Below are 21,390 nucleotides of genomic sequence, written 5' to 3'. Positions count from 1 at the left end.
CGGAGACCGTCGTGATCACGACGCGCGGTCGAGCACCGCGGCGAGCACGGACCGCAGCGACGCCGCCGGATCCTCGACCGGGCCGACCGAACGCCACGCGACGATGCGGTCGGGGCGCACGAGAACGCAGCCCCCGTCGGACACCTCGCGCCGCCGGATCCAGTCGCCGTACACGTCGTTGACGTCGAGCCCGAGCGACACCGCCACCCCGGCCACGTCCACGCCGAACTCGGCCGAGACCGTGGCGGCGGCGTCGAGCCACGCCTGGCCGCCGGCGCCGACGAGGAGGGTGAAGCGGTCGTAGCCGCACACGTCGAGGGTCGAGACGTCGTCGTCGCCGATGGCAAGCCAGGCGTGGGGCACGGGACTGCCCGGGTGGGTCGACGGCTCGAAGTGCAGCACCGGGTCACGGGTGGGCTCGGGCGGCGGCGTGCCGTCGTCGACCACCGCCGAGGAGCGGTAGCGCTGACCGAGCTCGACCCCGTGCGCGTTGAACTGGTTGTTCATCAGGTCGAGCCCGGCCAGGAGCTCGGCCCGCTCCTGCTCGCCGTCGGGACCGTAGAGCTCGGCGAGGCGCGCCTCGGCTTCGTCGTCGGTCATGTCGGGCCGCAGGCCGAGTGGCGCGAACCAGCTGATCATCTCGTCGACGCTGAGGTTCGCCCGGTCGACCACCTGGCGACCGACCGGCTGCCGCTCGGCGTCGTAGGAGTCGAGCAGCCCGTCGCCGGCCGCGCCCCGCAGCACGAGCGCCAACTTCCACACGAGGTTGTAGGTGTCCTGGATCGACGTGTTGCTCCCCAGCCCGTTGGCGGGGGGATGACGGTGGGCGGCATCGCCGGCGATGAACATCCGCCCGCGCCGGTAGCCCGCCGCCACGACATGGTTGAACTCCCACGGGCTCACGTGCTTGATGGAGAACTCGACGTCGTCGTCACCGATGGCGGCCCGCACGCTGTCGATCACGGTCGCTTCGTCGAGGTCGTTGGGGGCGAGGCCGGGCCGGACGAAGATCGTGCTCCACTCGTCCCACGGCTCGATGCAGGTCCAGAGGCTGATGAAGTCCTCACTCCCCGGGGTGACCGTGACGAACAGCGCGCCCGAGCGATGGGCGGTGTAGCGGGAGAGGTCGGCCTCGATCCAGACGGTGATCGCGTTGCCCTTGCCGGCTTCGCCCTCGAACTCGAAGCCGCCGTCGCGACCGACGACCGTGCGGGCACCGTCGCAGCCGATCGCGTAGCGAGCCCGGACCGTGAACTCCTCGCCGCCGTCGCGGGGCCGCGCCCGGGCGGTGACCCCGTCGGCGTCCTGCTCGAGCGTCAGCACTTCGTGGTGGAGCCGGATGTCCGCACCGAGGTCTCGGGCCCGGTCGAGCATGATCGGCTCGAGGATGTGCTGGGGGGCGTTGCACATCTCGCAGGGGCTGGCCGCCCGGTACTCCCCGATCCGGTCGTCGCCGGTGCCCCACGTCATCATCCGGGACAGCTCGCGGCCGGCGAACGACGTCGCGAACACCTGCTTCCCCATGAGATGGTGGGGCAGCGCCCGGGCCTGGACCCGGGCCTCGATGCCGAGATCGCGCAGCACCTCCACGGCCCGCTGGTTGGTGATGTGGGCTCGAGGGGAATTCGCGGTGCCGTACTTGGTGAGGGTCACGGCGTCGATCCCCAGCCGGGCCAGCAGCGATGCCGCCGTCAGCCCCGCCGGGCCCGCCCCCACCACCAGCACATCGGTCGTGATCGTCTCCATGCCTGCCTCAGTTCACTGTTCGTTCGACCAGCCAACTGTGCCCAGTGCAGATTCCCTTGTCAAGTGACCAGCGACTCAGCCGGGCGGGACGAACAGGTCGACGACCAGGTCGGCGTGGGCGCGGATCTCCGCCGCGGTCTCCGGATCGCGGCCGGTGAGGGCCCGGCACTCGGGAGCAACGGCGAAGATGAGCGACGCCGCGCCCACCACCGCGTAGTACAGGTGGGCGGCCGCCGCGGCGCCGAGACCCGAGCCGGCGAGCGCGGCGAATCGGGTCTCGAGATGCGTGTCGACCAGCCAGCGGAGCCGGTCGTCGTCGCGGCGGCCGGCGTCGACCATGAAGTGGAACACCTCCGGGTGGCGAGCGGAGAACTCGACATAGTCGCGGATCGCCGCCGCGCCGGGCCTGCCCTCCTCGGGCGGGACCAGCTCATTCATCCGACCGAAGATCCGATCGGCGGCGGCGCGCCACAGCTCGTCCTTGCTGGAGAAGTGATACGTGACGAGTCCCTGCGTCACCTCGGCCCGGGCCGCGATCGCCCGCGTGCCGGCGGCCTCGAAACCGTGGGCGGCGAACTCCTCGACCGCGGCGTCGAGGATCCGCTCCCTCGTCTGCTCCCGTTGATCAGCCCTGTTCATGGACGCCAGTGTAGCTGGTCACTTGACAAGCGAATCGGACTCCGACAGGCTCACTGTTCGAGCGACCAGTGAAAGGATGCCGCATGCCGAGCCGTATCGATCCCGTTCCCCGGGAGGACCTGGCCGAACACGACGGGCTGTTCACGGCCTACGAGCAGATCATGGGGTTCGTTCCCCAAACCGTGCTCACGATGGCGCGGGTGCCCGGGTTGATGGAGAGTCATGCCAGCACCGCACTGGCCGCGGCCATGAACGGGCTCATCACTCCCGAGCTCGCCCAGATGTGCGGCCACCTCTCCAGCGCCGCCGCCGGCTGCCGCTACTGCCAAGCCCACACCATCGCCCACGCCGAACACCTCGGCATCCACCCCGACAAACTCGCCGACCTCTGGACCTACCAGACCAGCAACCACTTCACCGACGCCGAACGCGCCGCCCTCACCCTCGCCTTCCACACCGGCCAACACCCCAACGCCGTCACCGACACCCACATCGACAACTGCCGAACCCACTACACCGACGACCAGATCACCGCGATCGTCGCCGTCTGCTCCCTCTTCGGCTTCCTCAACCGCTGGAACGACACCCTCGCCACCACCCTCGAACCGACCCCCACCGCCGCCGCCGGCCGTCACCTCGGCGAGCAGGGATGGACGCCCGGCAAGCACGCCACCGACACCCAGGAGAACGAGCAATGATCCGTCAACACTCCGGACCGACAGGAACGCGCACGCCATGACCTTCGACTGGGACCCCGATCACCGCGAGTACCTCGAGTCGCACACCTGGGCCGTCCTGGCCACCGGCCGCCGCGACGGTTCCCCGCAGCAGTCGATGGTCGGCTACGCGGTGGACGACGACGGCCGACTCGTCGTGTCGGCGAAGGACTACACCGCCAAGTGGAAGAACGCCGTGCGGCAACCGAAGGTGTCGCTGACCGTCCCCGACGGGCGGGTCCACCTGGTTGTCTACGGAGACGCTGAGACGATCGACGCCGATCCGCTGCGGGCCGAACTCACCGCTGCGGTGTTCGGCGTGCTGTCCGGCGGCGACCCGCCGGACCCGACGACCATCGTCCCCATGCTCGACGAGCAGCGGCGCACCGTACTCCGCATCACCCCGACGAAGACGTTCTTCCAGGATTGACCGCCGGTGCCGGCGGCGGTGCGCTTGCTTGCCATCTTCAGGCCATCATGACATCATGATGTCATGCCAAAGCAAACTACCGTCCGACTCCCCAACGAACTCGCAGACGAGGCGGAAGCCGTCGCGCGAGTGAAGGGCACGAGCGTGAACCAACTCATCATCGATTCCCTGAGCGCGGAGATCGAACGAGTTCGGGCGGACGACGACTTCACGTCGCGGGCCAAGCGACTCATCGAACGCGACAAGGAGCTCCTCGAACGCCTGGCCAAGTGACCCGCTACATCGACCTCGCCGAGTATCTGTGGCTCTCCGAACAGGTCACCGGCGTGTCAGCTGAGGTTCTCGCCAAGTCCGGCCGGATCGACCTCGCCGACTCGGCGCTCCACGCGCCCATGGCCGGCTTCGGGGACGAGGACTTCTATCCCGACGTCGCCGACAAGGCGGCGGTTCTCTGCTGGCGGCTTGCCCGCAATCATCCGCTGCCCGACGGCAACAAGCGTGCTGCATGGGCCGCGCTCGTGATGTTCATTGACCTCAACGATGGCTACTGGAATCCTGATCCCCCCGATGTCGACGACGCCGAGCAGACCATGCTCGCGGTCGCGGCAGGCGAGATCGACGAAGCAGCGCTCGCCGATTGGCTTCGCGAGCGAGTGGTCTTCGACTGAGTTTCGGCGGCGGACACCTCCTCCTCGTCGATGGCTGACCGGCGGGAAGAACGAGTCAGGCGTCGATGTCGAGCAGTGTGCCGATGATCTCCCGGATCTGACGGAGTTCGACAGCCCCGATCGTTCCCCGGACTTCGTCGGTCCGGCTGGTCGACACGGCGCGGACGTGCTGACACTGGGCTGCGGAGCGGGCCGACAGCCCGTTGGCAGCGTCCGGCTCGAGCACCCGCTGGGCGGTCACGACGATGGCCGGATGCGGGAACCTACCTCTCGTCCCGTCGGTGAGCCGAGGTCGAGATCGATGACGTCACCCGAGGTCAGCATCGAGCCAGTCGATCTCCTCGCCGGACAGATCGGCCGAAAGCTGCGCCCCCATGCGCTCCTGACGCAGACGACGTACGGCAAGCGCCAGATGCATGCCTATATGCATACACAAGTGCTAGGCAGCATCGGCGGGGCGATCGAAGAAGACCTCGTCACCGTTGCGGCGAACGTGGGAACCGACCTCTGAACGGTCCGTGATCCATGTGAGCAGCGCGAACACCTCTGCGACGAAGCCAACGGTTTCGTCGCTCTGATCGCCGGCCTCGATCCAGCCGCCTCGAGTCAGGGAGTCGACGAGGGCTCGCTGGTAGTCGGCGGCCGAGAAATCCGGACGGTCGACCACCTTCGCCGTCGTGGTCGCCCGACTGCTACTCATGCCTGCGAAGCCGCGGTCACACCCGCACCTGGGATTCGAGCACATCGTCGCCTGGACGTAGACGAGCTCGCCCTCGACGGTCCAGCAGTAGTCATCGTCGAAGAGGCCCTGCCCCTCGGTCGTCGCCACCAACACCTTCATCTCCAGCTCCACTTCCTCGCTTCGGTTGATGGAACCGAGAGTAGGGAGCGGGTGTGACGCGATGGCCGGCCCGGAGCTCCGCGGGTCCACGCCGGCGACGGTCCTGCACGGCTTCCTGCCGGGGAGCGAGCCGGATGTCGAACTGCTCCGCCACGTCGGCGGCCCCAGCGTCACGCGACGCGGTCGTAGCGTTGGAAGAACGCGGCGAATTGTTCTCTGGTGACCGGGTCGCCGGGGCGAAAGGTCCCGTCGGGGAACCCGGTCGTCACCGCCGACTCGGCGGCCCATGCCACCGCGTCGGAGTAGAACTCGCCGGACGGCACGTCCGAGAAATCGGCGTCGGCGTCGGGGGACGGGCTCCCGGCGTCGCGCCACAGGAACGTCACCGCCTGCGCCCGAGTCACGGTCTCCCCCGTACCGAATCGCCCGCCGCCGACCCCGGTCGTGACATCGCTGTTGTACGCCCAGGAGATCGCGTCGGTGTAGTACTTGCCGTTCGGCACGTCGACGAAGGGCGCGCTCGACCCGGGGGGAGGCTCCCCTCGGTACCGGTAGAGGAACGTCACCAACTGCTCGCGCGGCATCTCGTCCGACGGACAGAACTCGGACGCGGAGCACCCGGTTGTCAGCCGGGAGGCCCGGAGCCATTCGATCGGTTCGCTCTGCCAACCGTCGAGGGTGACGTCCACGAATCCGTGACCCCAGAGGTCCGACACGACAAGCGCCGACGCACCCACACCCGGCTCGCCTTCGCGTCCGACGGCGACGACTCGACCGGTCGCGGGGTCGGCCGCGACCGCGGTGAGCACACTCGCCGAGCTCGACTCCTCGATGACGATCGCGGCGCGAACCAGGCTGAGGAGGTCGTCACCATCCGAGTCGAGTATCGCGACCGAGTCGGACTCGTAGTCGTTGCCGCGGTCGATACGCCCGATCACGGCGAACCGCCCATCCGGCATCGGGGCGACATGGCGACTCATGTGGGAGTTCGACCAGTAGTCCCTGCGGAAGACGGCGAACTCGTCGCAGGCTGCCGTCGCCGCGACGAAGACGGGCCCGTTGCGGCCGACACACGTCGATGGGGTCAGGACGAGGGAACTGGTCGATGCTCCCGACAACGCGGCGTTTCGAAGGGCGCCGCTCGCGGAGCTGAACGACGACACGCCGCGGGCGCCCGAGATCTCGGTCGGAACGAGGAAGTCGTCGGCTCGCAGCAGCACATACGGATCGCTGAATCGCTCCGCGAAATCCTCGTAGGTTCGGCTCCAGACCTCGTCACCGTCAGCGGTCAACCGCGTGAGCTCCAGGTCGACGCCCTGCTCCGGGAAGAGGACGTCCGTCTCGATGGCACGAACGAGCAGGAGGTCCCGTCCCCATCCGTCTCCGCCTTGGATCACGCCGAAGTCCGGCTGACCCAGGTCCAGACGGATGGTCGACTCCAGAGCGAGATCCTCGTCCCGGAAGGTGAGGGAGTACGGGGCATCGTCGCTCGAGCCGTCGACGCGTTCGAGCACAGCGATGCCGCTGTCGCGCGAGAACATCGCCTCCGGGTATCTTCCGGCCGGATCGGACGAGCTGGCGAGCGGCGCGCCGACGACGGTGCCGTCGCCTTCGACAACCCAGGTGCCACTCTCGACGTCGCCCTGAACCGACAGGTACGAGCGGTCGTTGCCGTCGACGGCGAAGACGAAGTCGTGGCCGGGGGCCTGGTCGTACTCCTTGTCGGCGTCCCAGGATCGCGACCACTGGACGTCACCATCGACGTCGATCCTCATCATGAAGAAGTCCCAGCCGTCGACCGCGGTGAGCCCGAGGAACGTCCCCTGGAAGATGCCAACCACAACCGTCGAGCCGTCGGTCAGGAACTCCACGCCGTGCGCAGACGAGACGTTGCCGCCATCAGTCCCGCCGAACGTGCGCTCCCAGCTCGCACTCGCCGGCGCAGCAACGGCGAGGACGAACGCGAACACGACGAGAATCCCGCCCGTCCTGCCCCTGCGTCCGCCACCCATGGCCGGACGATAGGCGCGCGGTCAGCTCGAGGCTCAAGTCGCGGGGCGCACAACGGTTCGGCCGCCGTCCACGGCGAGGCGGGGCTTTAACGAGAGCGACGAGCCGTCACCGGTGACTGACAGCAACCTGCTCTCAACCTAAGAACGGGTCGTCAGGGCAGCTCGAAGAGCGCAGCCGAGAGTCGGCTGCGCACTCAATGTCAGCCCGTGCGACCACTGGCTGTACATAGCTCCCTGCCGAGAGCGTCGAGCCGGGGACGCACGACCTGTCCCCGGCTCATTGCTCACCAACACCGGTCGATGTATGAGGCCCAGTGCATCTCCCAGCCGCGTGATCGCGCATAGTTCAACGACTTCTTGGTCACCTTCCCGCCCGTCTGGCCGTAGCACTGCCAGTAGTCAGCCCCGGAACCGATGTGGTACATCACGCCTTCCCACACTAGGAACGACGGGTTGACTGATCGATTAGTTCCAGTGAGCTCTATGATGGTGTTGTGCGAGAGACCACCCTCGCAGTAGCCCTTGCCGGACTCTCGGTTGAAGCATGTATCCGTGCCGCTGTCCCCCGTCACACTGTCGTCGCCTGAACCGCCGTCCAACCTGTCGTTGCCGGCGTCACCGTCAAGCTTGTCATTGCCTGAGCCGCCCCACACTCTGTCGTTGCCGGATCCGGCCCAGACTTGGTCGTGACCCGAACCAGCCCAGATCTCGTCGTGACCGGCCTCTCCGCGCAGCGTGTCATTGCCTGAGTAGCCATTGATGTAGTCATTGCCCGTGCCACCCCACACCTTGTCCGAACCAGAGCCGGCGGACACACGATCCGCCCCAGCTCCCGCGTAGATCACATCGTTGCCGGCATGACCCGCGATCACGTCGTTGCCATCACCACCCCGAATCTCGTCGTGACCGGCCTCTCCGCGCAGCGTGTCATTGCCTGAGTAGCCATTGATGTAGTCATTGCCCGTGCCACCCCACACCTTGTCCGAACCAGAGCCGGCGGACACACGATCCGCCCCAGCTCCCGCGTAGATCACATCGTTGCCGGCATGACCCGCGATCACGTCGTTGCCATCACCACCCCGAATCTCGTCGTGACCGGCCTCTCCGCGCAGCGTGTCATTGCCTGAGTAGCCATTGATGTAGTCATTGCCCGTGCCACCCCACACCTTGTCCGAACCAGAGCCGGCGCAGATCGTGTCGTTCCCGCCTCCGGCGTAGATGACATCGTCACCGCCGAACGCGACAATTACATCGGCGCCGCTCGTACCGCGGAGCGTGTCCGCGCCGTTCGTACCGACAATAGTCGCCGACCTTCCCTTGCACTTTGGGGTCGGGGGAGGCGGAGGCAACACCGGTTCCTCGACATATCTAGGATGGACGATCAGACTGCCAGCGTCGTAGATGCTGAGAGCGGAGTAGTAGTCGACGTTGCGCGCAGCTAGCTCCGACAGCGTTGTGACGAATTTGGCCACCCATGCCAGCTTGACGACCGATACGAAGTCATCGACAGACTTGAGCAGAAGAGCGACTGAGTCGTACTGCGACGCGAGTCGTCCCGCATGCTCGGCGGAAACAATACCGATGTCGACGAGCGCGTCGAGCATCTGGCCGAGGCTGAGGTCGGCCACGCTCGCAGCGAGATCGCCCCCGTAGAGCGCGTTCATCACGAACGCGATGATCTGGGCTGCCTGCGTCGTATCGCCACCCACGACTCCCAAGATCGCTGAGGCCGCCGTCTCCGCTTCGAACAATCGAGTCGAGAATAGGAAACTCATTGTGAGCGTGCTGTCGTCAGATGGCACGTCGTACTCGTGGACGCCGCCAGGCGGGATGGAGCGTCCATCCGTACCAAGAAACAGCGCCAGCGCAGCATCCGTCGTATCTGACACACCTAGAATCGTCCGACTTCGTAGCTCGACGGCGCGTGGGAAGCCGACGTCGATCCAATAGGGCGCGACGTTCTTGACGACCAGCACACTCGCCTGGTCGTCAAAGCACACGTCGACCGGGAGTTGCGAAGGCGCGTGCTCGAGAATCCTGTTTGCGCCGTTACTGCATAGCGTGTGGTTGATGCTTGTTCCGCCACCCGGCGCCGCATTCGCGCGATCGACGTCGGCGGCGAACACCACGGAGGAAACGACTGCGATGGTCGCAAGAACGGCCGCAGCATGGACGCTGACCGCACGAATCTGTCGTATCGCTGCCGATCGCCGAGGTCGCCTCTGGTCCGGGGGGGCTCCGGCATTCTCGGCAAGCCCGGAACTGTGCAGCCGGCGAACTGGGGCTGCGGTCATGGCTGCTCCCTTCGGCCTCGACCTGACTCGTACCGAACCGGGAGTGACCGAGGGCTGACCCTCCACCCGCTCCTCGCTCTCGACCTGGCCTTGGTGTTTCGTCAGTCTCTTCATCGCACTCACCTTTTTCCTCTGTTGTCACACGGCCGACGATCGACCGCCCACCCTTTGACCCGACGAACAGGCGGCGCCGACGTGAGTCTCGAGAAGAGCAATAAGTTGCGTCAGTTCGTCTCTGATCTGTGTCTATTGATCTGTGAGGTCCGTCTCCAGGCGTCTACGTACGCGTTGCAGTACCCCGGGCTGCGTGATTGACTCGCCGCGCCCAGGTAGGACAGGAGCTAGGGGGCGTTTTCGCTGCGGTCCGAAGATGAGCTGGTTGAGATCTTCAGAACAGCGGACGACGACGACGCGATCCGCGCTTTCACAGCGCTACTCAACCCCGGACGCCAGAAGGGACTTCTGGGCGTCGCCAGCGGTGCCATCGGCCGCACTTATGGCACGTCCGGCGCCGAAGACGTCGTCCAAGAGGCACTGCTTCGGTCCTGGCGAGCCCGCCGCGAGTTTCGCGCGGACGCGAGCTTCGATACCTGGCTCTATCGCATCGTCCGCAACTGTGGCCTCAACTCCCGACGAAGGGTCGTCCCGCTGCCAGTCGACCCGCAATTCGGGCATGGCGACACCTATGAGCCGGCGGCCTTTGGCTCCGTCGATGACCGACTCTTGCTCGAGGATGTGCTCGCCGGTGTGCTCAGCGACGACGAGCGGGAGATATTCCTCCTGGTTGCCGATGGCCAGTTCAAGAGCCATGAGATCGCTCAGATCACGAACCGCAGCCCGAGCGGGGTCCGGTCGATCTTTCGTCGAGCTCGGCCGCGTGTGGAACATGCGGTGCGACGCGCACAACGGGAGAACCTATGAAATGGTCTCTTGAGCGATGGGTGCCTCTACGAGCTGGTCGCGAGACGCGCCGACTGCTCCGCAGACTCAGCACGGACCGTCCGCAGGGCTTGGAAAACGGCTGGGAGAATCGGCTGCGGGCCAGCATGGACCGCGACCGCACCCCGCGAGAAGAGGAGGGACATGCCCGTCCCGAGCCCACCCGTGAACTGGATTTCTCCGATGGCCGAATAGGAAGGTTGGAGGCGAACCATGTCGCGAAGCCATCGCTTGTAGCCGGTGACCCCCGCGCCGAGGTCGAGCTAGATGCAACGCCAGCAATCCCGCCTGGCCGCCGGTCGACAGTTCTTGCGCTTGCGGCCGCGCTCATCCTCGTTGCCGCAGTGGGAGCAACCTTCTGGGCAGCGAACGACACCGGCAGAGACCCAGATACCTTCACAACCCCGGACGTGACGTCCCCCGTTCCTGACCGGCCGGACGGCCCCAATGAAGAGACGACAGACGTCACGGATTGCGCCGATACCACGGACTCCGCGACGGCCATCGAGACCTACCTTCCGATCCTGATGTGCGGGGACTACCCGAACGGGAAGCCAACTCGGCCTATCGTCGAGCGCGCTGAGGGATGGATCGCAGTCGTGGCAAGTATTCCGGTCTCCGAAGCGGGCACTGTGGACGGTCGACTCAGCGAACTTGAGGACCGTTCCGGACCGTTGGGTCTGTACGACTCAAGGCAGTACCTGGGACTTCGCGACTCCTACCTTGCGATCGCCGCCGGGCCGTACCCGGATGCCGCTGGGGCAGAAGCGTTCTGTTCTGATCTCCCAACCGATTCGACGCTCTTCGAAGGCTGTATCGCCAGAAACCTCACGAACCCTCCGTGGGGACTGGGCATTTCGATGCCTGATCTTGTCGGCGCTGAGCTTCTCGAGGCCCAGGCGGGTCTCGATGAGCTAGGGGTTCCTTACACCGTAGAGATTCGGTTGAGTTCGGGCAGCACGGGAGAGGTCCTGGAGACTGACCCAGCACCTGGGGAGACCGTCGACCGAGCGGTGCGGCTCGTTGTTGCCGATCCCGCTCCCCTGCTCGAGGCGGGGAGGCCCGGCACGTTTGGCGATCCCACGGCCGGTCCGGCGACGGTCAACGGACAGCTCTACGACAAAGCGCTCTACTCCTACGGACTCACGGGCATCACGCCAAACCGGGGCCTCACCTTCTGGGAGTACGACTTGAGCGGAGGGTGGCAGACTTTCGAAGCGACAGTCGGAGTCGCGGACGACTCTGCCGCGGAACAGAGTGCCCGCTTCCGCGTACTACTCGACGACACCGAGGTATGGACGCGAGACCTCTCCCTAGGCGTTTCGGTCGATCTCGAGCTCGACGTCTCGGGAGCAAAGCGGCTCCGCCTAGAAGCCATCAACCTGGGGGAAGGCCAGCTCGCTGGGGTATTTGCCGCGCCGGTCCTCAGGGGTGACTTGGGGGTCGCCTCGCTCGGGTGTGTGGCCGCAGCGCACAGAGACGATTGCTACGAGGCACCGTCGAACCCACTCGAATTGGCGCTCTCCGAACCAGAGCTCCTCGCCCTCACTGCCGAGGGCGGTCGGGTCAACACAACCTCCGAGAATTGCGGCTACGGAACCCACAGACTCCTTGATGCCACCGGAGACGAGATTGGGAGAGTCACTCCCCCACCGCTCAGCTCGCCTAGTTGTGAGTTTGGAGTGAATCTCCACTCCACCCACCTGACCGGTCTGCTGGACCCAGACCAGGACTACGGTTACACCATCGAGGTCAGGACTCCCGATGGGAGGACGGCTGCGTCGACCCTGACCTTTCACACTGGCGTTCCCCCGCTACGTGAGACAGGGGTGGTTGTCAGTTCATGCTGCTCGTGAGGCAGCGTAGGTCTCAGCGGGGGTGCGGTGCTCGAGCCCGGCCTGGTGCCGGGCTCGGTTGTAGAAGGTCTCGATGTAGTCGAACAGGATCGTGCGCAGTTCGGAGCGGGTGATCTGGCGCCAGTCGCCGTGAAGGTGTCGGATCTCGCGCTTGAGTGCGGCCCAGACCGACTCCATCGCTGCGTTGTCGAAGCAATCGCCGGTCGAGGAGTACGAGGCGCGCAGGCCCCAGTCGGCGAGACGGTTGGAGAACTCCACCGCGGTGTATTGGGCGCCTCGGTCGGCGTGGTGGATCAGCTCGGCGTCGGGGTCTCTGCGGGCGAGCGCCATGACGAGTGCGTTGACGACGAGGTCGGTGGTTTGGCGTTCGCCCATCGACCAGCCGGCGATCCCTCGATCGTGCAGATCGACGATCCCCGCGAGGAACAGCTTGCCATCGAGGCAGCCGAACTCGGTGATGTCGGCGACCCAGCGCAGGTCTGACGCCTCGGCGGTGAAGTCCCGCTCGAGGAGATCTCCGGCCGGTGCCGTGTTCGCGCCGCGCCGCCACTTCTTGCGGCTGTGCGCGCCGACGAGGCCGAGCTCGGCCATGATCCGCGCGACCCGCTTCTCGCCGACGCGAATGCCGGCTCGGCGGAGCTGACCCCAGACTCTCGGTGAGCCGTAGGTGCCGCGGGACTGCCGGTAGATGTCGACGATCTCGTTGGCCAGGTAGGCGTCGTCAACGAGCCGATCCGACACGGCGCCGCCGGTCCAGCGATAGTAGGTCGCCCTCGGCAGCTCGACGAGCTCGCAGAGCTTGTTCACGTGATGGTCCGCTCGATGGTCGTCAACGAACCAGCAGCGGGTCACCGGTTCGTCTCTCTCGCGAAATACTGCGCCGCCTTGCGAAGGATCTCCTTCTCCTCCTCGACCTCGACGACGCGTTTGCGGAGCCGGATCAGCTCCGCGCGTTCGTCCTCATCGAGGCCGCCCGCGTCACGAGCTTCGAACTCGTTGACCCAGGCGGCCAACGACCCATCGGCGATGCCGAGCGATCGCGCGATCTCGACTCGTGGCCGATCCGAGCGGCGATACAGCTGCACCGCCTCGCGACGGAACTCCTCAGGATATCGATGTGTGCCCATCGTGGACTCCTTCCCGGGAACAGTCTCCCAGGCTCAGATGCCTCACGAAACGGGGGAACTCCACACGCCTGCGCTCGCGGGACCGTGCCCGACCGTACCGAGTGGGCATTGGACCGGGACCTGGCAGAGCGACCAGACCGACCTAGCCGGCACTCTGAGTGTCGAGATCGAGCGAGACGGCGAAAGATTCGATGGCACGCTCGAACTCGAAGGCAGCCCAGTCGTACTTGATGCGAACATCACCGGTGTGATCGATTGCCTGTCCGTCAGACTCGGCAACAGCGACGAGGCGTTGACTTTCAACGGCACGCTGGACCCCACTGGCACTCAGTTCACCGGCAATTTCAATCTGCCGTTCATGGACGTGGGAACAATCAGTGCCTGGCTGATCGATTCCTGACCTGCTTGCGCCGGCACTGGGCGATGACTCGTTGCAGCATCTCGACTGATTTCCAGACGAGGAACGGGTTCACCGAACGTTCTCGACACGGAACAAGTCAGCGGTGACCACAACGGTCAGCGGCCGGCCGCCGCCAGCGCCTCGTCGAGAGCCTCGCCGATCCCGAGTTCGGTGGCCCACCGTCGGAGGTAGTCGGTGTCGAGGTTCCGCTCGGTCAAGATCGCGACAACATCACGGAGCTGCTGCTCGGAACCCGACCGTGACCGCCACTCGAGCTTGGCCAGGACCGTGTCCTCGGCCGTGGCGACGAACAACTCCACATCGCCGATGACCACCTGCTGGCGGCGCCTGAACTCCTCCCGGCTGAACGGCCGATCCTTGCGGATGATCAGATCGGCCTTCCAACCGGTCTCGGTGTCGATGACGTTGCACATGGCTCGGGTGCGGACCGCTCCGACGGCGTCATCGACGTAGTAGCGGGAGCCGTCGAGGTCATCGGCAAACCGCTGGATCGCGTCGGGCGTGGGGTCGATCACGAGGTCGACATCCCGGGTCATTCGCGGCTCACCGTGGAAGGTGCTCGCCATGGAGCCGACCAGCATGTGAGGGATCGCCGCGTCGTCGAGCGACGCGACGATGAAGCTCAGGAACTCGAGCTGCATCGAGCCGCGTAGCCGGCGATCTCGTCGCCGTGCAAAAGGCGGATCCACTCGATGGCGACTTCTGCGTCGGTGAGCTCAGGGTGGCGGGACCGGACTCCGGCCAGCGCGATCGCCTTGCTCTCCTCGGCCATCTCCGCCGCACAGGCCACCCGCTGGGCGCCGCTCATCGACCCGAAGACGGCCGAGACGCGCCGCCGAATCTTTGGCGAGGTGTCGGTGGTGGCCATGGACCAACTGTAGACGTCGGCTGAGACACCGGGGCCCAGATCTTCGGCGGTTGCGACCGGCGACCTCATCCTCTACGCAGACCGCTCAAATCAGGGAACGAACGGTCGCGAGGTGTTCTCACCCTAGGAACAGGTCGAGCCTACGGGTCGATCTCGACACCGATGAGTTCGACGACACCATCGGCAATTTCGACGCCGTACACCGCGACGCCGGAAACGAGCGCGCCGGCACCGATGTAGACCCTCGCCGATCCAAGCCCCTCGACCACCTCGGGAAGCTCGTCGAAGCCAACAACGAAGGCGTCGACGATCTCGGGAAGGTCAATCACCAAGAAGTCGGTCGCCGAGGGCTCTCCGTTCGGCCCGCGGTCGGGCCGGAGTTGGAGGTCGAGCATCTCGAAGAAAGCCGACGAGACGCGAACCTCCCGGCGCTCGCTCGACGGGTTCACCAGTCAGGTCGGCTCGACGTCGAGCAGACCCCGCTCCTCCAGCAGCTTTCGGCCGGTCGCTTCAACCTGGTCCCGGAACTTCGGGTCGAGTTGGTCCAGCGATTGGAGCTGCCGATCCCGAACAGCCTGTGCACGCTCGTCCGGCGTCATCTGCTCCATCTCGGCTGCGCTGAGCTTGGGCAACTTCTCCATGAGGCCACGGTAACAGCACCCTGTGACACCGCCGGGTGGGGCCTGGGCCGATCGCCGGGTGCCGTTCGCTGACACGGAACAAGTCAGCGGTGACCACAACGGTCAGCGGCCGGCCGCCGCCAGCGCCTCGTCGAGAGCCTCGCCGATCCCGAGTTCGGTGGCCCACCGTCGGAGGTAGTCGGTGTCGAGGTTCCGCTCGGTCAAGATCGCGACAACGTCACGGAGCTGCTGCTCGGAACCCGACCGTGACCGCCACTCGAGCTTGGCCAGGACCGTGTCCTCGGCCGTGGCGAGGAACAACTCCACGTCGCCGATGACCACCTGCTGGCGGCGCCTGAACTCCTCCCGGCTGAACGGCCGATCCTTGCGGATGATCAGATCGGCCTTCCAACCGGTCTCGGTGTCGATGACGTTGCACATGGCTCGGGTGCGGACCGCTCCGAGGGCGTCATCGACGTAGTAGCGGGAGCGGTCGAGGTCATCGGCGAACCGCTGGATCGCGTCGGGCGTGGGGTCGATCACGAGGTCGATATCCCGGGTCATTCGCGGCTCACCGTGGAAGGTGCTCGCCATGGAGCCGACCAGCATGTGAGGGATCGCCGCGTCGTCGAGCGACGCGACGATGAAGCTCAGGAACTCGAGCTGCATCGAGCCGCGTAGCCGGCGATCTCGTCGCCGTGCAGAAGGCGGATCCACTCGATGGCGACTTCTGCGTCGGTGAGCTCAGGGTGGCGGGACCGGACTCCGGCCAGCGCGATCGCCTTGCTCTCCTCGGCCATCTCCGCTGCACAGGCCACCCGCTGGGCGCCGCTCATCGACCCGAAGACGGCCGAGACGCGGCGCCGAATCTCTGGCGGAGTGTCGGTGGTGGCCATGAGCCAACGGTAGACGTCGGCTGAGACACCGGCGCCCAGATCTTCGGGAGTTGCGACGGGCGACCTCTTCTTTGACGCAGAACGAGTCAGAGTGCGAGGTGGAGGCGGAGCGCTTCGTCGAGTTCGCTGACCGGGTCGACCGGGAGAACTGGACGCATCAACCCACACCGTCAGCCACGGTGGCGTCCCACGCGTCGGCATCGCCATCCTCGTTCCACTCCGACCATGCGTCTTCGTACGCGGCGCTGAGCTCGTTGGCCCGGAGCAGTCGCACGGCGTGTCGCAGCACCGCCGACCGCGATGCGTATCCTTGCTCCTCGGCGTAGGTGTCGAGGAACTTCACCTCATCGTCGGACAGGCTCACACCTACTCTCACCCGTTCTGCCCACAGACCACACAGCGCCAGTTCGGGTTCTCGGGGCCGATCACGCAGCCGCCGAGCGCGATCTCGCCGCGTTCTGCTGCGGCCTGCATCTCGGGGCCCGGCATGCCGTACTCGATCGGGATGACCGCGTCGTCGCCACACGACGGACACCGAGCAGGACGCTCGCTCATGGCCCCGTCGCCCGCACGGGTGGACCGTCGCGCCAGGATGCCTCGAGATCGGCGAGCGCCAGCAGATCCGCGCCGGTCTCCCCCACCTGCAATCCGATCGCCGGTGGGAGCTCGCCGAACGCGACGACCCCACGCTCGGCCGACCGCACGACGGCGACCGGCAGCGACACAGCCGCCGCGAACTCGTCCACCGCAAGCCGCGCGTGGCCCCTGGCCGCCACCGACATCGCGGCGGCGACCGGGTGTGCCACACCATCGGATCTGAGTCGTCGCGCCATGCGCTCGATGACGACGGTGGGGTCGATGGCGGTCATGCGGCGAACCATCCGTGGTCACGCAACTCGGCGAAGGCCGGGTCGGTCTCGATGACCAACCACACCTTCCGGCCGTGGCGCCGGCACACCTGGCGCACGTTGTCGGGTTTCAACCCGAAGCGGGCCCCGACCGTGTGGGCCGGCGACGGATCGCCCATGCCCTGCTGGATCCGGTACTCCCAGTAGACGAGCTGGTCACGTTCGGACCCGACCGAGCGGATCGCCCGGTCCAGCACACCGACCCGCGGGTGGCGGCTGATCAGGACCGACAGGTCGTCGACGCTCAGGTCGACCGCCGCAACGTCGCTGCGGGAGCCCACCTCACCGTCGAAGTCGTCGTCGAGCTCGACCACCCGATGGCCGATCGCACGAGCCACCTCGGCCCGGATCGCCTTGAACGCCCAGTTCCACGGCGCCGCGCCACCGGGAGCCCAGCCACCGGCCCGACGGAAGATGACGTCGCACGCGTCGAGCGTCAACCCATCGAGCTCGTCGGCGTTGCGCACGATGTCGTGGCGGCCCATCCCTTCGAGGATCGAACGCACGACCCAGCGCACCTTGGGAGCGAACTCCTCGATGAAGGCGAACAGGAACGCGGCGTCACCCGCGGCCATGCCGGCCATCACCCGATTCAGGGGGTCGTCGGATTCGTTCATTGCCTCTTCAGCCATTGCATCTCCTCTGTCGGGGAAGTCCGTGACATCCGCCGATGCCAACGGTCTCCATGATGCCGAGGGGGTGTGACAGTGACCGGCGGGCGTGTCACGGCGGGCCCCTACCGGACGGCGCGACGGGTTCGGACCAGCCGAGCCCACGGGGCAAGGCGGGAGCATGACCGAAGGTGACGAGGTGACGGCGGACGAGGTCCGCACCATGGCGGCGGAGATCCTGGCGGGACGGCGTCGATCGGAGAGCACGGTCGCCATGACCGACGCCCACCGCCGGGTGTGGGACGACCTGGTCGACCAGATCGGACGTTCGCCGGAGTACGACGAACCCGGCGACGAGCCCCGCTACCGGCTCGCCGACCTGGACCCACGCCTCCAACGCCTGGCTGACCAGATCCGAGCGCAGCCGCCGGACCACGAGCGCGACGAGCCCGATCCCGACGACCCGAGTCGCCCCGAGCTCGAGATGTTCGACCGCGGCCGTTCGATGCGAGACGCGATCGAACGGCGCCGACAGGACCACGCGCTGGAACGGTGCTGGGTGGCGGGTGAGTCGACCGCCGCCGCGCTCGGGATCACCCACGAGTGGCTGCGGAGCATCACCGACTACCAGGAGCGGGCCGGCACCCGGACCGTGTCGGACGGTGCCGGCAACATGGCCGCGAGCATGGTCCGCATCACGCCGACGGACGACGGGCTGGAGCTCACGTTCATGGAGCGCGACTGGCCGCCGCTGGTCTGCCGGCTCCGGCCCAACCATGCCCGTGCGCTGGCCGCGCTGGTCCGCGAGGCACAGGTGACCGAGGCGCCCGAACGTCGCCGCTACCCGCGCGTGGACGAGCACTGGGCCGGGGTGCGGGCCGCTCCCGTGCGCCCCGTCGACGGTTCGATCGTCCTCGAGGCCCGCTTCGAATCGGCCGGGCAACGGGTCCGGCTGCCGGCCTCCGAGGTGACCCGGCTCCTGATGCTGCTCGACGCCGCCTGACGGGCGGCCGCCGCACCCGCACGCGTCACGGCCGACCGGTACAGAGAGGGTAGGGACGCAGCGGAGGACGGGCATGGGGATCACGTTCAGCATCACGCCGATCGGGCCGGACGAGAGCCCGCCGACCGCGATCGCGCGCATCTGCGGCGGCGGCCTGCGGATCAGCTGGGACGAGACGGACGACGGCTGGGAAGCGAGCGACGAGGTCGTCGAAACGGGTGCGTCCGACTGGACACCGCCCGCCGGTTGGGCCGAGCCGGTGATCGCGCGTCTCCTCGAGCGCTACCCGTATCGGCGCGAAGACGATGGAGACGGCGACGTCTGCCTGTGGGACGTCGACGTGCTGTGGCAGGTCGAGTTCTCCGCCGAGGGGGTCACGCTGCGGCGACGCTCCACGGCGAGCAACGATCCGCCGGCTCCGACCGACGCCGAGCTGCTGCGGGCGTTCGCCGGGATCCATGCCGTCGTGCACTACAACGCCGACGACTGGTGGGCGATCGTCGAGCAAGCTGCGACCGACGACTCGCTGCGCCTGCTCGACCTGCCGTGAGTGGCGCTCAGCGGGCGACGGTCGCCGCGGCGTCGATCGTCAACCAGTGGAGGTCGACGAGATCGTCCATCGTCGTCGTGCCCCATGTGTAGCCACCGGCGAGTACCCACGCGATCGGCACCCGCTCGGCCGCGGCCCGTTCGAACACCATCCGCTCACGGATCGTCAGCGCCAGCTTGGTGATCTCGGGATGGGGGTCCATTCCCGCGTTGTAGAGCACGATGCGGGTGCGGTCCCACGCGATGTCGTCGAGCATCGTCTGCACGGCGGAGAGATAGGTGTCGTCGTCGCCGTCCATCAGCACGAACCGGTCGTCCGGGTGGGTGGGGATGTAGGTGTCGACGGCGCTCGTGGAGAGGTCGTAGCTGCGCACCTGGTCGTGGAGGTCGTGCGCGGCCAGCATCTGCTGGGTGCCGCCGCCACAGTGGGCGTCGAGATCGAGGATGACGACCTGGCTGTCCGGCCCGGCGAGGCGTTGGGCGGCGATCGCCAGGCCGTTGACGGTGCAGAAGCCGTCGCCGGTGCCGGGTTTGGCGTGGTGGAGCCCCGACGACAGCGAGCCGGCGACGCCATCGGCCAACGCCGACTCCGTCGCCGCGATCACACCCGCGGTGGAGTGGACGGCCATCGCCCAGATGCCCGGGTCCCAGTCGAATCCCTGCGACGACGCCAGCCATGCGTCGGCGCCGGTGCGCAGCGCGTCGACGTAGTCGGCGGTGTGCATGGCCTCGATGCCGGCGATCGCCGCGTCGACCGCCCAGCCGGGCGGCTCGACGAGCTCCACGCCGGCCGGACGGCGCGTGCGGATCGCGTCCGCGACGTGGGCCGACTTGCGGGTTGTGTCGAACGCGTACGTCGCGCCCGTGTAGTTCGTGTTGAAGAAGACGTCGATGGTGTGAGCCTTTCATGATCGTCGTTGTGTCGGCGCCGCCGTGCCGTGCCGGGTCGCGTGGACCCGTCACGTCGCTCGCCGAAGATCAGGTCCCCGGCCTCGCGAGTCCGAGCTCGGGTAGATCGATGGGACGCCCGGTCGCGTGGAAGGCGTCGTACGCGAGGAGGTCGAAGTCGTCCACCCGATGTACCACCGTGAGCGTCGCCACCGCGAGGCACGCGATCTCGCCGTGAGGGACCGGGGTCGGCCAGTCACGGAAGTAGTTCGGCGAGCCGTGCGGGTCGTGTTCGGGCGACGTCGCCAGCGGTGAGGTTGGGGGCGTCCAGCCCAGACGGTCGAGCGCCAACAGGTCGCCCACGGCTAGCTGTTCCCATGGCTCGAGATAGGTGTTGGCCGTGGTCTCGACCCGCATCCCGTCGCTCCCCTGCGCCGCGAACTGCACGTACCGATTGACGTCACGCCGCGAGATCACGAGGAACTCGTCCTCCGCCAGGCTTGCCAGCGTGTGGACCAGCCGCCCGTGAAATCCGTACCAATCCGGTCCTGCCGTCAACCACGACTCTTCCATCCTGGTCATTGCCTCTCCCTCGCTCGTCACCCTCTAGGTACGGTCGCGCCGTGACACGAAGACTGGCGGCGAGCGCCCGTCACGGCGGTCCGGTACGAGAGTCGGTAACGAAAGAGGGCCCGATGAACGAAGTGATCAGAGTCCGCGTGCTCGACCTGCGCGACTCCACTCTGGAGTTCCGCAACGTCGTCACCGGAGCACGAGGAAAGGCGACCATCGGCGAGTCGCACCTTGTGGTCGGGATGGAGGCTGTGATCGATCTCGAGATCATCGGTGCGAAGGCGCGGGTGACTCGCGTCGTCGAGCCGGCCCCACCGTTGTCGGCCGACGATCTGCAGCCCATCGACTCGGACCATGTGCCCCCTGTGACGATCAACGGCGAACCACTGGAAACGTCTCCGCCGGATGTGCCGGTCGCGGTCGGCCAGGTTCGCACCGCGGTCATCGCGTTCAACTCGTACGCCACGTCCGGCCGTGACCGGGGCGCAACCGCCAAGGTGAGGCCGTGTGTCGTCGTCGAGATCGACGGCGAGCACGCGTGCGTCTGCCCGATCTACGGATCGGGAACAACGGTGCGAAAGTCGGACTCCGGCCGCCGGCTGCTCCGTTGGCGCGAAGCGGGGCTTCGCAAATCGTCGCAGGTGAGCGCAGAGGCCACCTGGGTTGCCCGGACGACGCTGGGCCCGCTCATAGGCGTGCTCGAACGCGAGGATCGACGCCGGCTCGGGCTGTGAGGACAGGCGGGGGGAGCTCCGGTGGGTGCTGGTGACCCTGCGGTGATCGGC

30 protein-coding genes are annotated in these 21,390 nt (G+C 67.0%); 9 read left to right on the top strand and 21 right to left on the bottom strand.

Features of this window, described 5'->3' with window-relative positions; genetic code table 11:
• Nucleotides 1–15: 15 nt before the first annotated feature.
• On the bottom strand, nt 16–1,746 hold the full coding sequence (locus R8F63_00905) for an FAD-dependent monooxygenase (GenBank protein MDW3217142.1): 1,731 nt from the start codon (nt 1,744–1,746) through the stop codon (nt 16–18).
• A 75-nt stretch (nt 1,747–1,821) separates the two neighbouring features.
• Entirely contained in the window at nt 1,822–2,385 is a 564-nt protein-coding gene (locus R8F63_00900; protein ID MDW3217141.1) for a helix-turn-helix domain-containing protein, read from the bottom strand.
• 83 nt (nt 2,386–2,468) lie between these two features.
• Between R8F63_00900 and R8F63_00895 the strand changes: the two genes are divergently transcribed.
• The 4 genes from R8F63_00895 (at nt 2,469) to R8F63_00880 (ending at nt 4,199) form a co-directional block, all read left to right on the top strand.
• Nucleotides 2,469–3,083, top strand: a complete 615-nt coding sequence (locus R8F63_00895; GenBank protein ID MDW3217140.1) for a carboxymuconolactone decarboxylase family protein — start codon at nt 2,469–2,471, stop codon at nt 3,081–3,083.
• 37 nt (nt 3,084–3,120) lie between these two features.
• Nucleotides 3,121–3,531 carry a TIGR03618 family F420-dependent PPOX class oxidoreductase gene (locus tag R8F63_00890; protein ID MDW3217139.1) on the top strand — a complete coding sequence of 137 codons (411 nt, stop codon included), beginning with the start codon at nt 3,121–3,123 and terminating at the stop codon, nt 3,529–3,531.
• 63 nt (nt 3,532–3,594) lie between these two features.
• Nucleotides 3,595–3,804 (top strand): YlcI/YnfO family protein, encoded by a 210-nt coding sequence (locus R8F63_00885; GenBank protein MDW3217138.1) that lies wholly within the window; start codon nt 3,595–3,597, stop codon nt 3,802–3,804.
• Nucleotides 3,801–4,199: a Fic family protein gene (locus R8F63_00880; GenBank protein MDW3217137.1), complete on the top strand. Its 399-nt coding sequence runs from the start codon at nt 3,801–3,803 to the stop codon at nt 4,197–4,199. The genes R8F63_00885 and R8F63_00880 overlap by 4 nt, the downstream gene beginning before the upstream one ends.
• Before the next feature lie 55 nt (nt 4,200–4,254).
• Here the strand turns inward: R8F63_00880 and R8F63_00875 are convergent, their stop codons facing one another.
• The 5 genes from R8F63_00875 to R8F63_00855 all read right to left on the bottom strand — a co-directional run bounded on the left by R8F63_00875 (nt 4,255) and on the right by R8F63_00855 (nt 10,156).
• A complete protein-coding gene (locus tag R8F63_00875) occupies nt 4,255–4,440 on the bottom strand; it encodes a hypothetical protein (protein MDW3217136.1) in 186 nt (61 codons plus the stop codon).
• A 198-nt stretch (nt 4,441–4,638) separates the two neighbouring features.
• Complete coding sequence (locus R8F63_00870; protein MDW3217135.1) at nt 4,639–5,028, bottom strand: hypothetical protein; 390 nt, start codon at nt 5,026–5,028, stop codon at nt 4,639–4,641.
• Between the two features lie 182 nt (nt 5,029–5,210).
• On the bottom strand, nt 5,211–7,052 hold the full coding sequence (locus tag R8F63_00865; protein ID MDW3217134.1) for an S-layer homology domain-containing protein: 1,842 nt from the start codon (nt 7,050–7,052) through the stop codon (nt 5,211–5,213).
• A gap of 284 nt (nt 7,053–7,336) precedes the next feature.
• Nucleotides 7,337–9,346 carry a calcium-binding protein gene (locus R8F63_00860; GenBank protein ID MDW3217133.1) on the bottom strand — a complete coding sequence of 670 codons (2,010 nt, stop codon included), beginning with the start codon at nt 9,344–9,346 and terminating at the stop codon, nt 7,337–7,339.
• Nucleotides 9,347–9,778: 432 nt separating this feature from the next.
• On the bottom strand, nt 9,779–10,156 hold the full coding sequence (locus tag R8F63_00855; GenBank protein ID MDW3217132.1) for a hypothetical protein: 378 nt from the start codon (nt 10,154–10,156) through the stop codon (nt 9,779–9,781).
• A gap of 236 nt (nt 10,157–10,392) precedes the next feature.
• Here R8F63_00855 and R8F63_00850 point away from each other — a divergent pair, with 236 nt between their 5' ends.
• Nucleotides 10,393–12,141: an NPCBM/NEW2 domain-containing protein gene (locus R8F63_00850; GenBank protein ID MDW3217131.1), complete on the top strand. Its 1,749-nt coding sequence runs from the start codon at nt 10,393–10,395 to the stop codon at nt 12,139–12,141.
• Here R8F63_00850 and R8F63_00845 read toward each other — a convergent pair.
• Together R8F63_00845 and R8F63_00840 are read right to left on the bottom strand one after the other, a co-directional pair.
• The gene (locus R8F63_00845; GenBank protein ID MDW3217130.1) at nt 12,127–12,948 is read right to left on the bottom strand and encodes an IS3 family transposase; all 822 of its coding nucleotides are present in this window, start codon (nt 12,946–12,948) and stop codon (nt 12,127–12,129) included. The two genes, R8F63_00850 and R8F63_00845, sit on opposite strands and share 15 nt — an antisense overlap.
• A gap of 41 nt (nt 12,949–12,989) precedes the next feature.
• Nucleotides 12,990–13,268, bottom strand: a complete 279-nt coding sequence (locus tag R8F63_00840; GenBank protein MDW3217129.1) for a transposase — start codon at nt 13,266–13,268, stop codon at nt 12,990–12,992.
• On the opposite strand from R8F63_00840, the gene R8F63_00835 reads away from it, so the two are divergent.
• Nucleotides 13,261–13,668, top strand: a complete 408-nt coding sequence (locus R8F63_00835) for a hypothetical protein (GenBank protein MDW3217128.1) — start codon at nt 13,261–13,263, stop codon at nt 13,666–13,668. The genes R8F63_00840 and R8F63_00835 overlap by 8 nt on opposite strands.
• A gap of 116 nt (nt 13,669–13,784) precedes the next feature.
• On the opposite strand, the gene R8F63_00830 is transcribed toward R8F63_00835, so the two are convergent.
• From R8F63_00830 to R8F63_00785, 10 genes are all read right to left on the bottom strand, one after another.
• Nucleotides 13,785–14,330, bottom strand: a complete 546-nt coding sequence (locus tag R8F63_00830) for a hypothetical protein (GenBank protein MDW3217127.1) — start codon at nt 14,328–14,330, stop codon at nt 13,785–13,787.
• Entirely contained in the window at nt 14,312–14,557 is a 246-nt protein-coding gene (locus tag R8F63_00825) for a hypothetical protein (protein MDW3217126.1), read from the bottom strand. Before R8F63_00825 ends, R8F63_00830 begins: the two co-directional genes overlap by 19 nt.
• A gap of 140 nt (nt 14,558–14,697) precedes the next feature.
• Nucleotides 14,698–15,006, bottom strand: coding sequence for a hypothetical protein (locus R8F63_00820; protein ID MDW3217125.1), 309 nt, complete (start codon nt 15,004–15,006; stop codon nt 14,698–14,700).
• A 3-nt stretch (nt 15,007–15,009) separates the two neighbouring features.
• Complete coding sequence (locus R8F63_00815; GenBank protein ID MDW3217124.1) at nt 15,010–15,198, bottom strand: hypothetical protein; 189 nt, start codon at nt 15,196–15,198, stop codon at nt 15,010–15,012.
• Between the two features lie 102 nt (nt 15,199–15,300).
• On the bottom strand, nt 15,301–15,846 hold the full coding sequence (locus R8F63_00810) for a hypothetical protein (protein MDW3217123.1): 546 nt from the start codon (nt 15,844–15,846) through the stop codon (nt 15,301–15,303).
• Nucleotides 15,828–16,073: a hypothetical protein gene (locus tag R8F63_00805; GenBank protein MDW3217122.1), complete on the bottom strand. Its 246-nt coding sequence runs from the start codon at nt 16,071–16,073 to the stop codon at nt 15,828–15,830. The genes R8F63_00810 and R8F63_00805 overlap by 19 nt, the downstream gene beginning before the upstream one ends.
• Nucleotides 16,074–16,230: 157 nt before the next feature.
• The gene (locus R8F63_00800; GenBank protein ID MDW3217121.1) at nt 16,231–16,437 is read right to left on the bottom strand and encodes a ribbon-helix-helix domain-containing protein; all 207 of its coding nucleotides are present in this window, start codon (nt 16,435–16,437) and stop codon (nt 16,231–16,233) included.
• A gap of 8 nt (nt 16,438–16,445) precedes the next feature.
• Nucleotides 16,446–16,628 (bottom strand): hypothetical protein, encoded by a 183-nt coding sequence (locus R8F63_00795; protein MDW3217120.1) that lies wholly within the window; start codon nt 16,626–16,628, stop codon nt 16,446–16,448.
• Nucleotides 16,625–16,942, bottom strand: a complete 318-nt coding sequence (locus R8F63_00790) for a hypothetical protein (GenBank protein ID MDW3217119.1) — start codon at nt 16,940–16,942, stop codon at nt 16,625–16,627. Before R8F63_00790 ends, R8F63_00795 begins: the two co-directional genes overlap by 4 nt.
• Complete coding sequence (locus R8F63_00785; protein ID MDW3217118.1) at nt 16,939–17,613, bottom strand: hypothetical protein; 675 nt, start codon at nt 17,611–17,613, stop codon at nt 16,939–16,941. Before R8F63_00785 ends, R8F63_00790 begins: the two co-directional genes overlap by 4 nt.
• A gap of 160 nt (nt 17,614–17,773) precedes the next feature.
• Here R8F63_00785 and R8F63_00780 point away from each other — a divergent pair, with 160 nt between their 5' ends.
• Nucleotides 17,774–18,595, top strand: a complete 822-nt coding sequence (locus R8F63_00780) for a hypothetical protein (GenBank protein ID MDW3217117.1) — start codon at nt 17,774–17,776, stop codon at nt 18,593–18,595.
• A 73-nt stretch (nt 18,596–18,668) separates the two neighbouring features.
• On the top strand, nt 18,669–19,145 hold the full coding sequence (locus R8F63_00775) for a hypothetical protein (protein ID MDW3217116.1): 477 nt from the start codon (nt 18,669–18,671) through the stop codon (nt 19,143–19,145).
• A gap of 7 nt (nt 19,146–19,152) precedes the next feature.
• On the opposite strand, the gene R8F63_00770 is transcribed toward R8F63_00775, so the two are convergent.
• The gene (locus R8F63_00770) at nt 19,153–19,929 is read right to left on the bottom strand and encodes a hypothetical protein (protein ID MDW3217115.1); all 777 of its coding nucleotides are present in this window, start codon (nt 19,927–19,929) and stop codon (nt 19,153–19,155) included.
• A 193-nt stretch (nt 19,930–20,122) separates the two neighbouring features.
• Nucleotides 20,123–20,614, bottom strand: a complete 492-nt coding sequence (locus tag R8F63_00765) for a hypothetical protein (protein MDW3217114.1) — start codon at nt 20,612–20,614, stop codon at nt 20,123–20,125.
• Nucleotides 20,615–20,727: 113 nt separating this feature from the next.
• On the opposite strand from R8F63_00765, the gene R8F63_00760 reads away from it, so the two are divergent.
• Nucleotides 20,728–21,339, top strand: coding sequence for a hypothetical protein (locus R8F63_00760; GenBank protein MDW3217113.1), 612 nt, complete (start codon nt 20,728–20,730; stop codon nt 21,337–21,339).
• Nucleotides 21,340–21,390: the final 51 nt, after the last annotated feature.

The organism is Acidimicrobiales bacterium, from assembly GCA_033344915.1.
In the GTDB taxonomy this organism is placed as follows: domain Bacteria; phylum Actinomycetota; class Acidimicrobiia; order Acidimicrobiales; family Aldehydirespiratoraceae; genus JAJRXC01.
The sequence above is the reverse complement of the archived record's forward strand: the minus strand, read 5'-3'. Positions and strand labels throughout refer to the sequence as shown.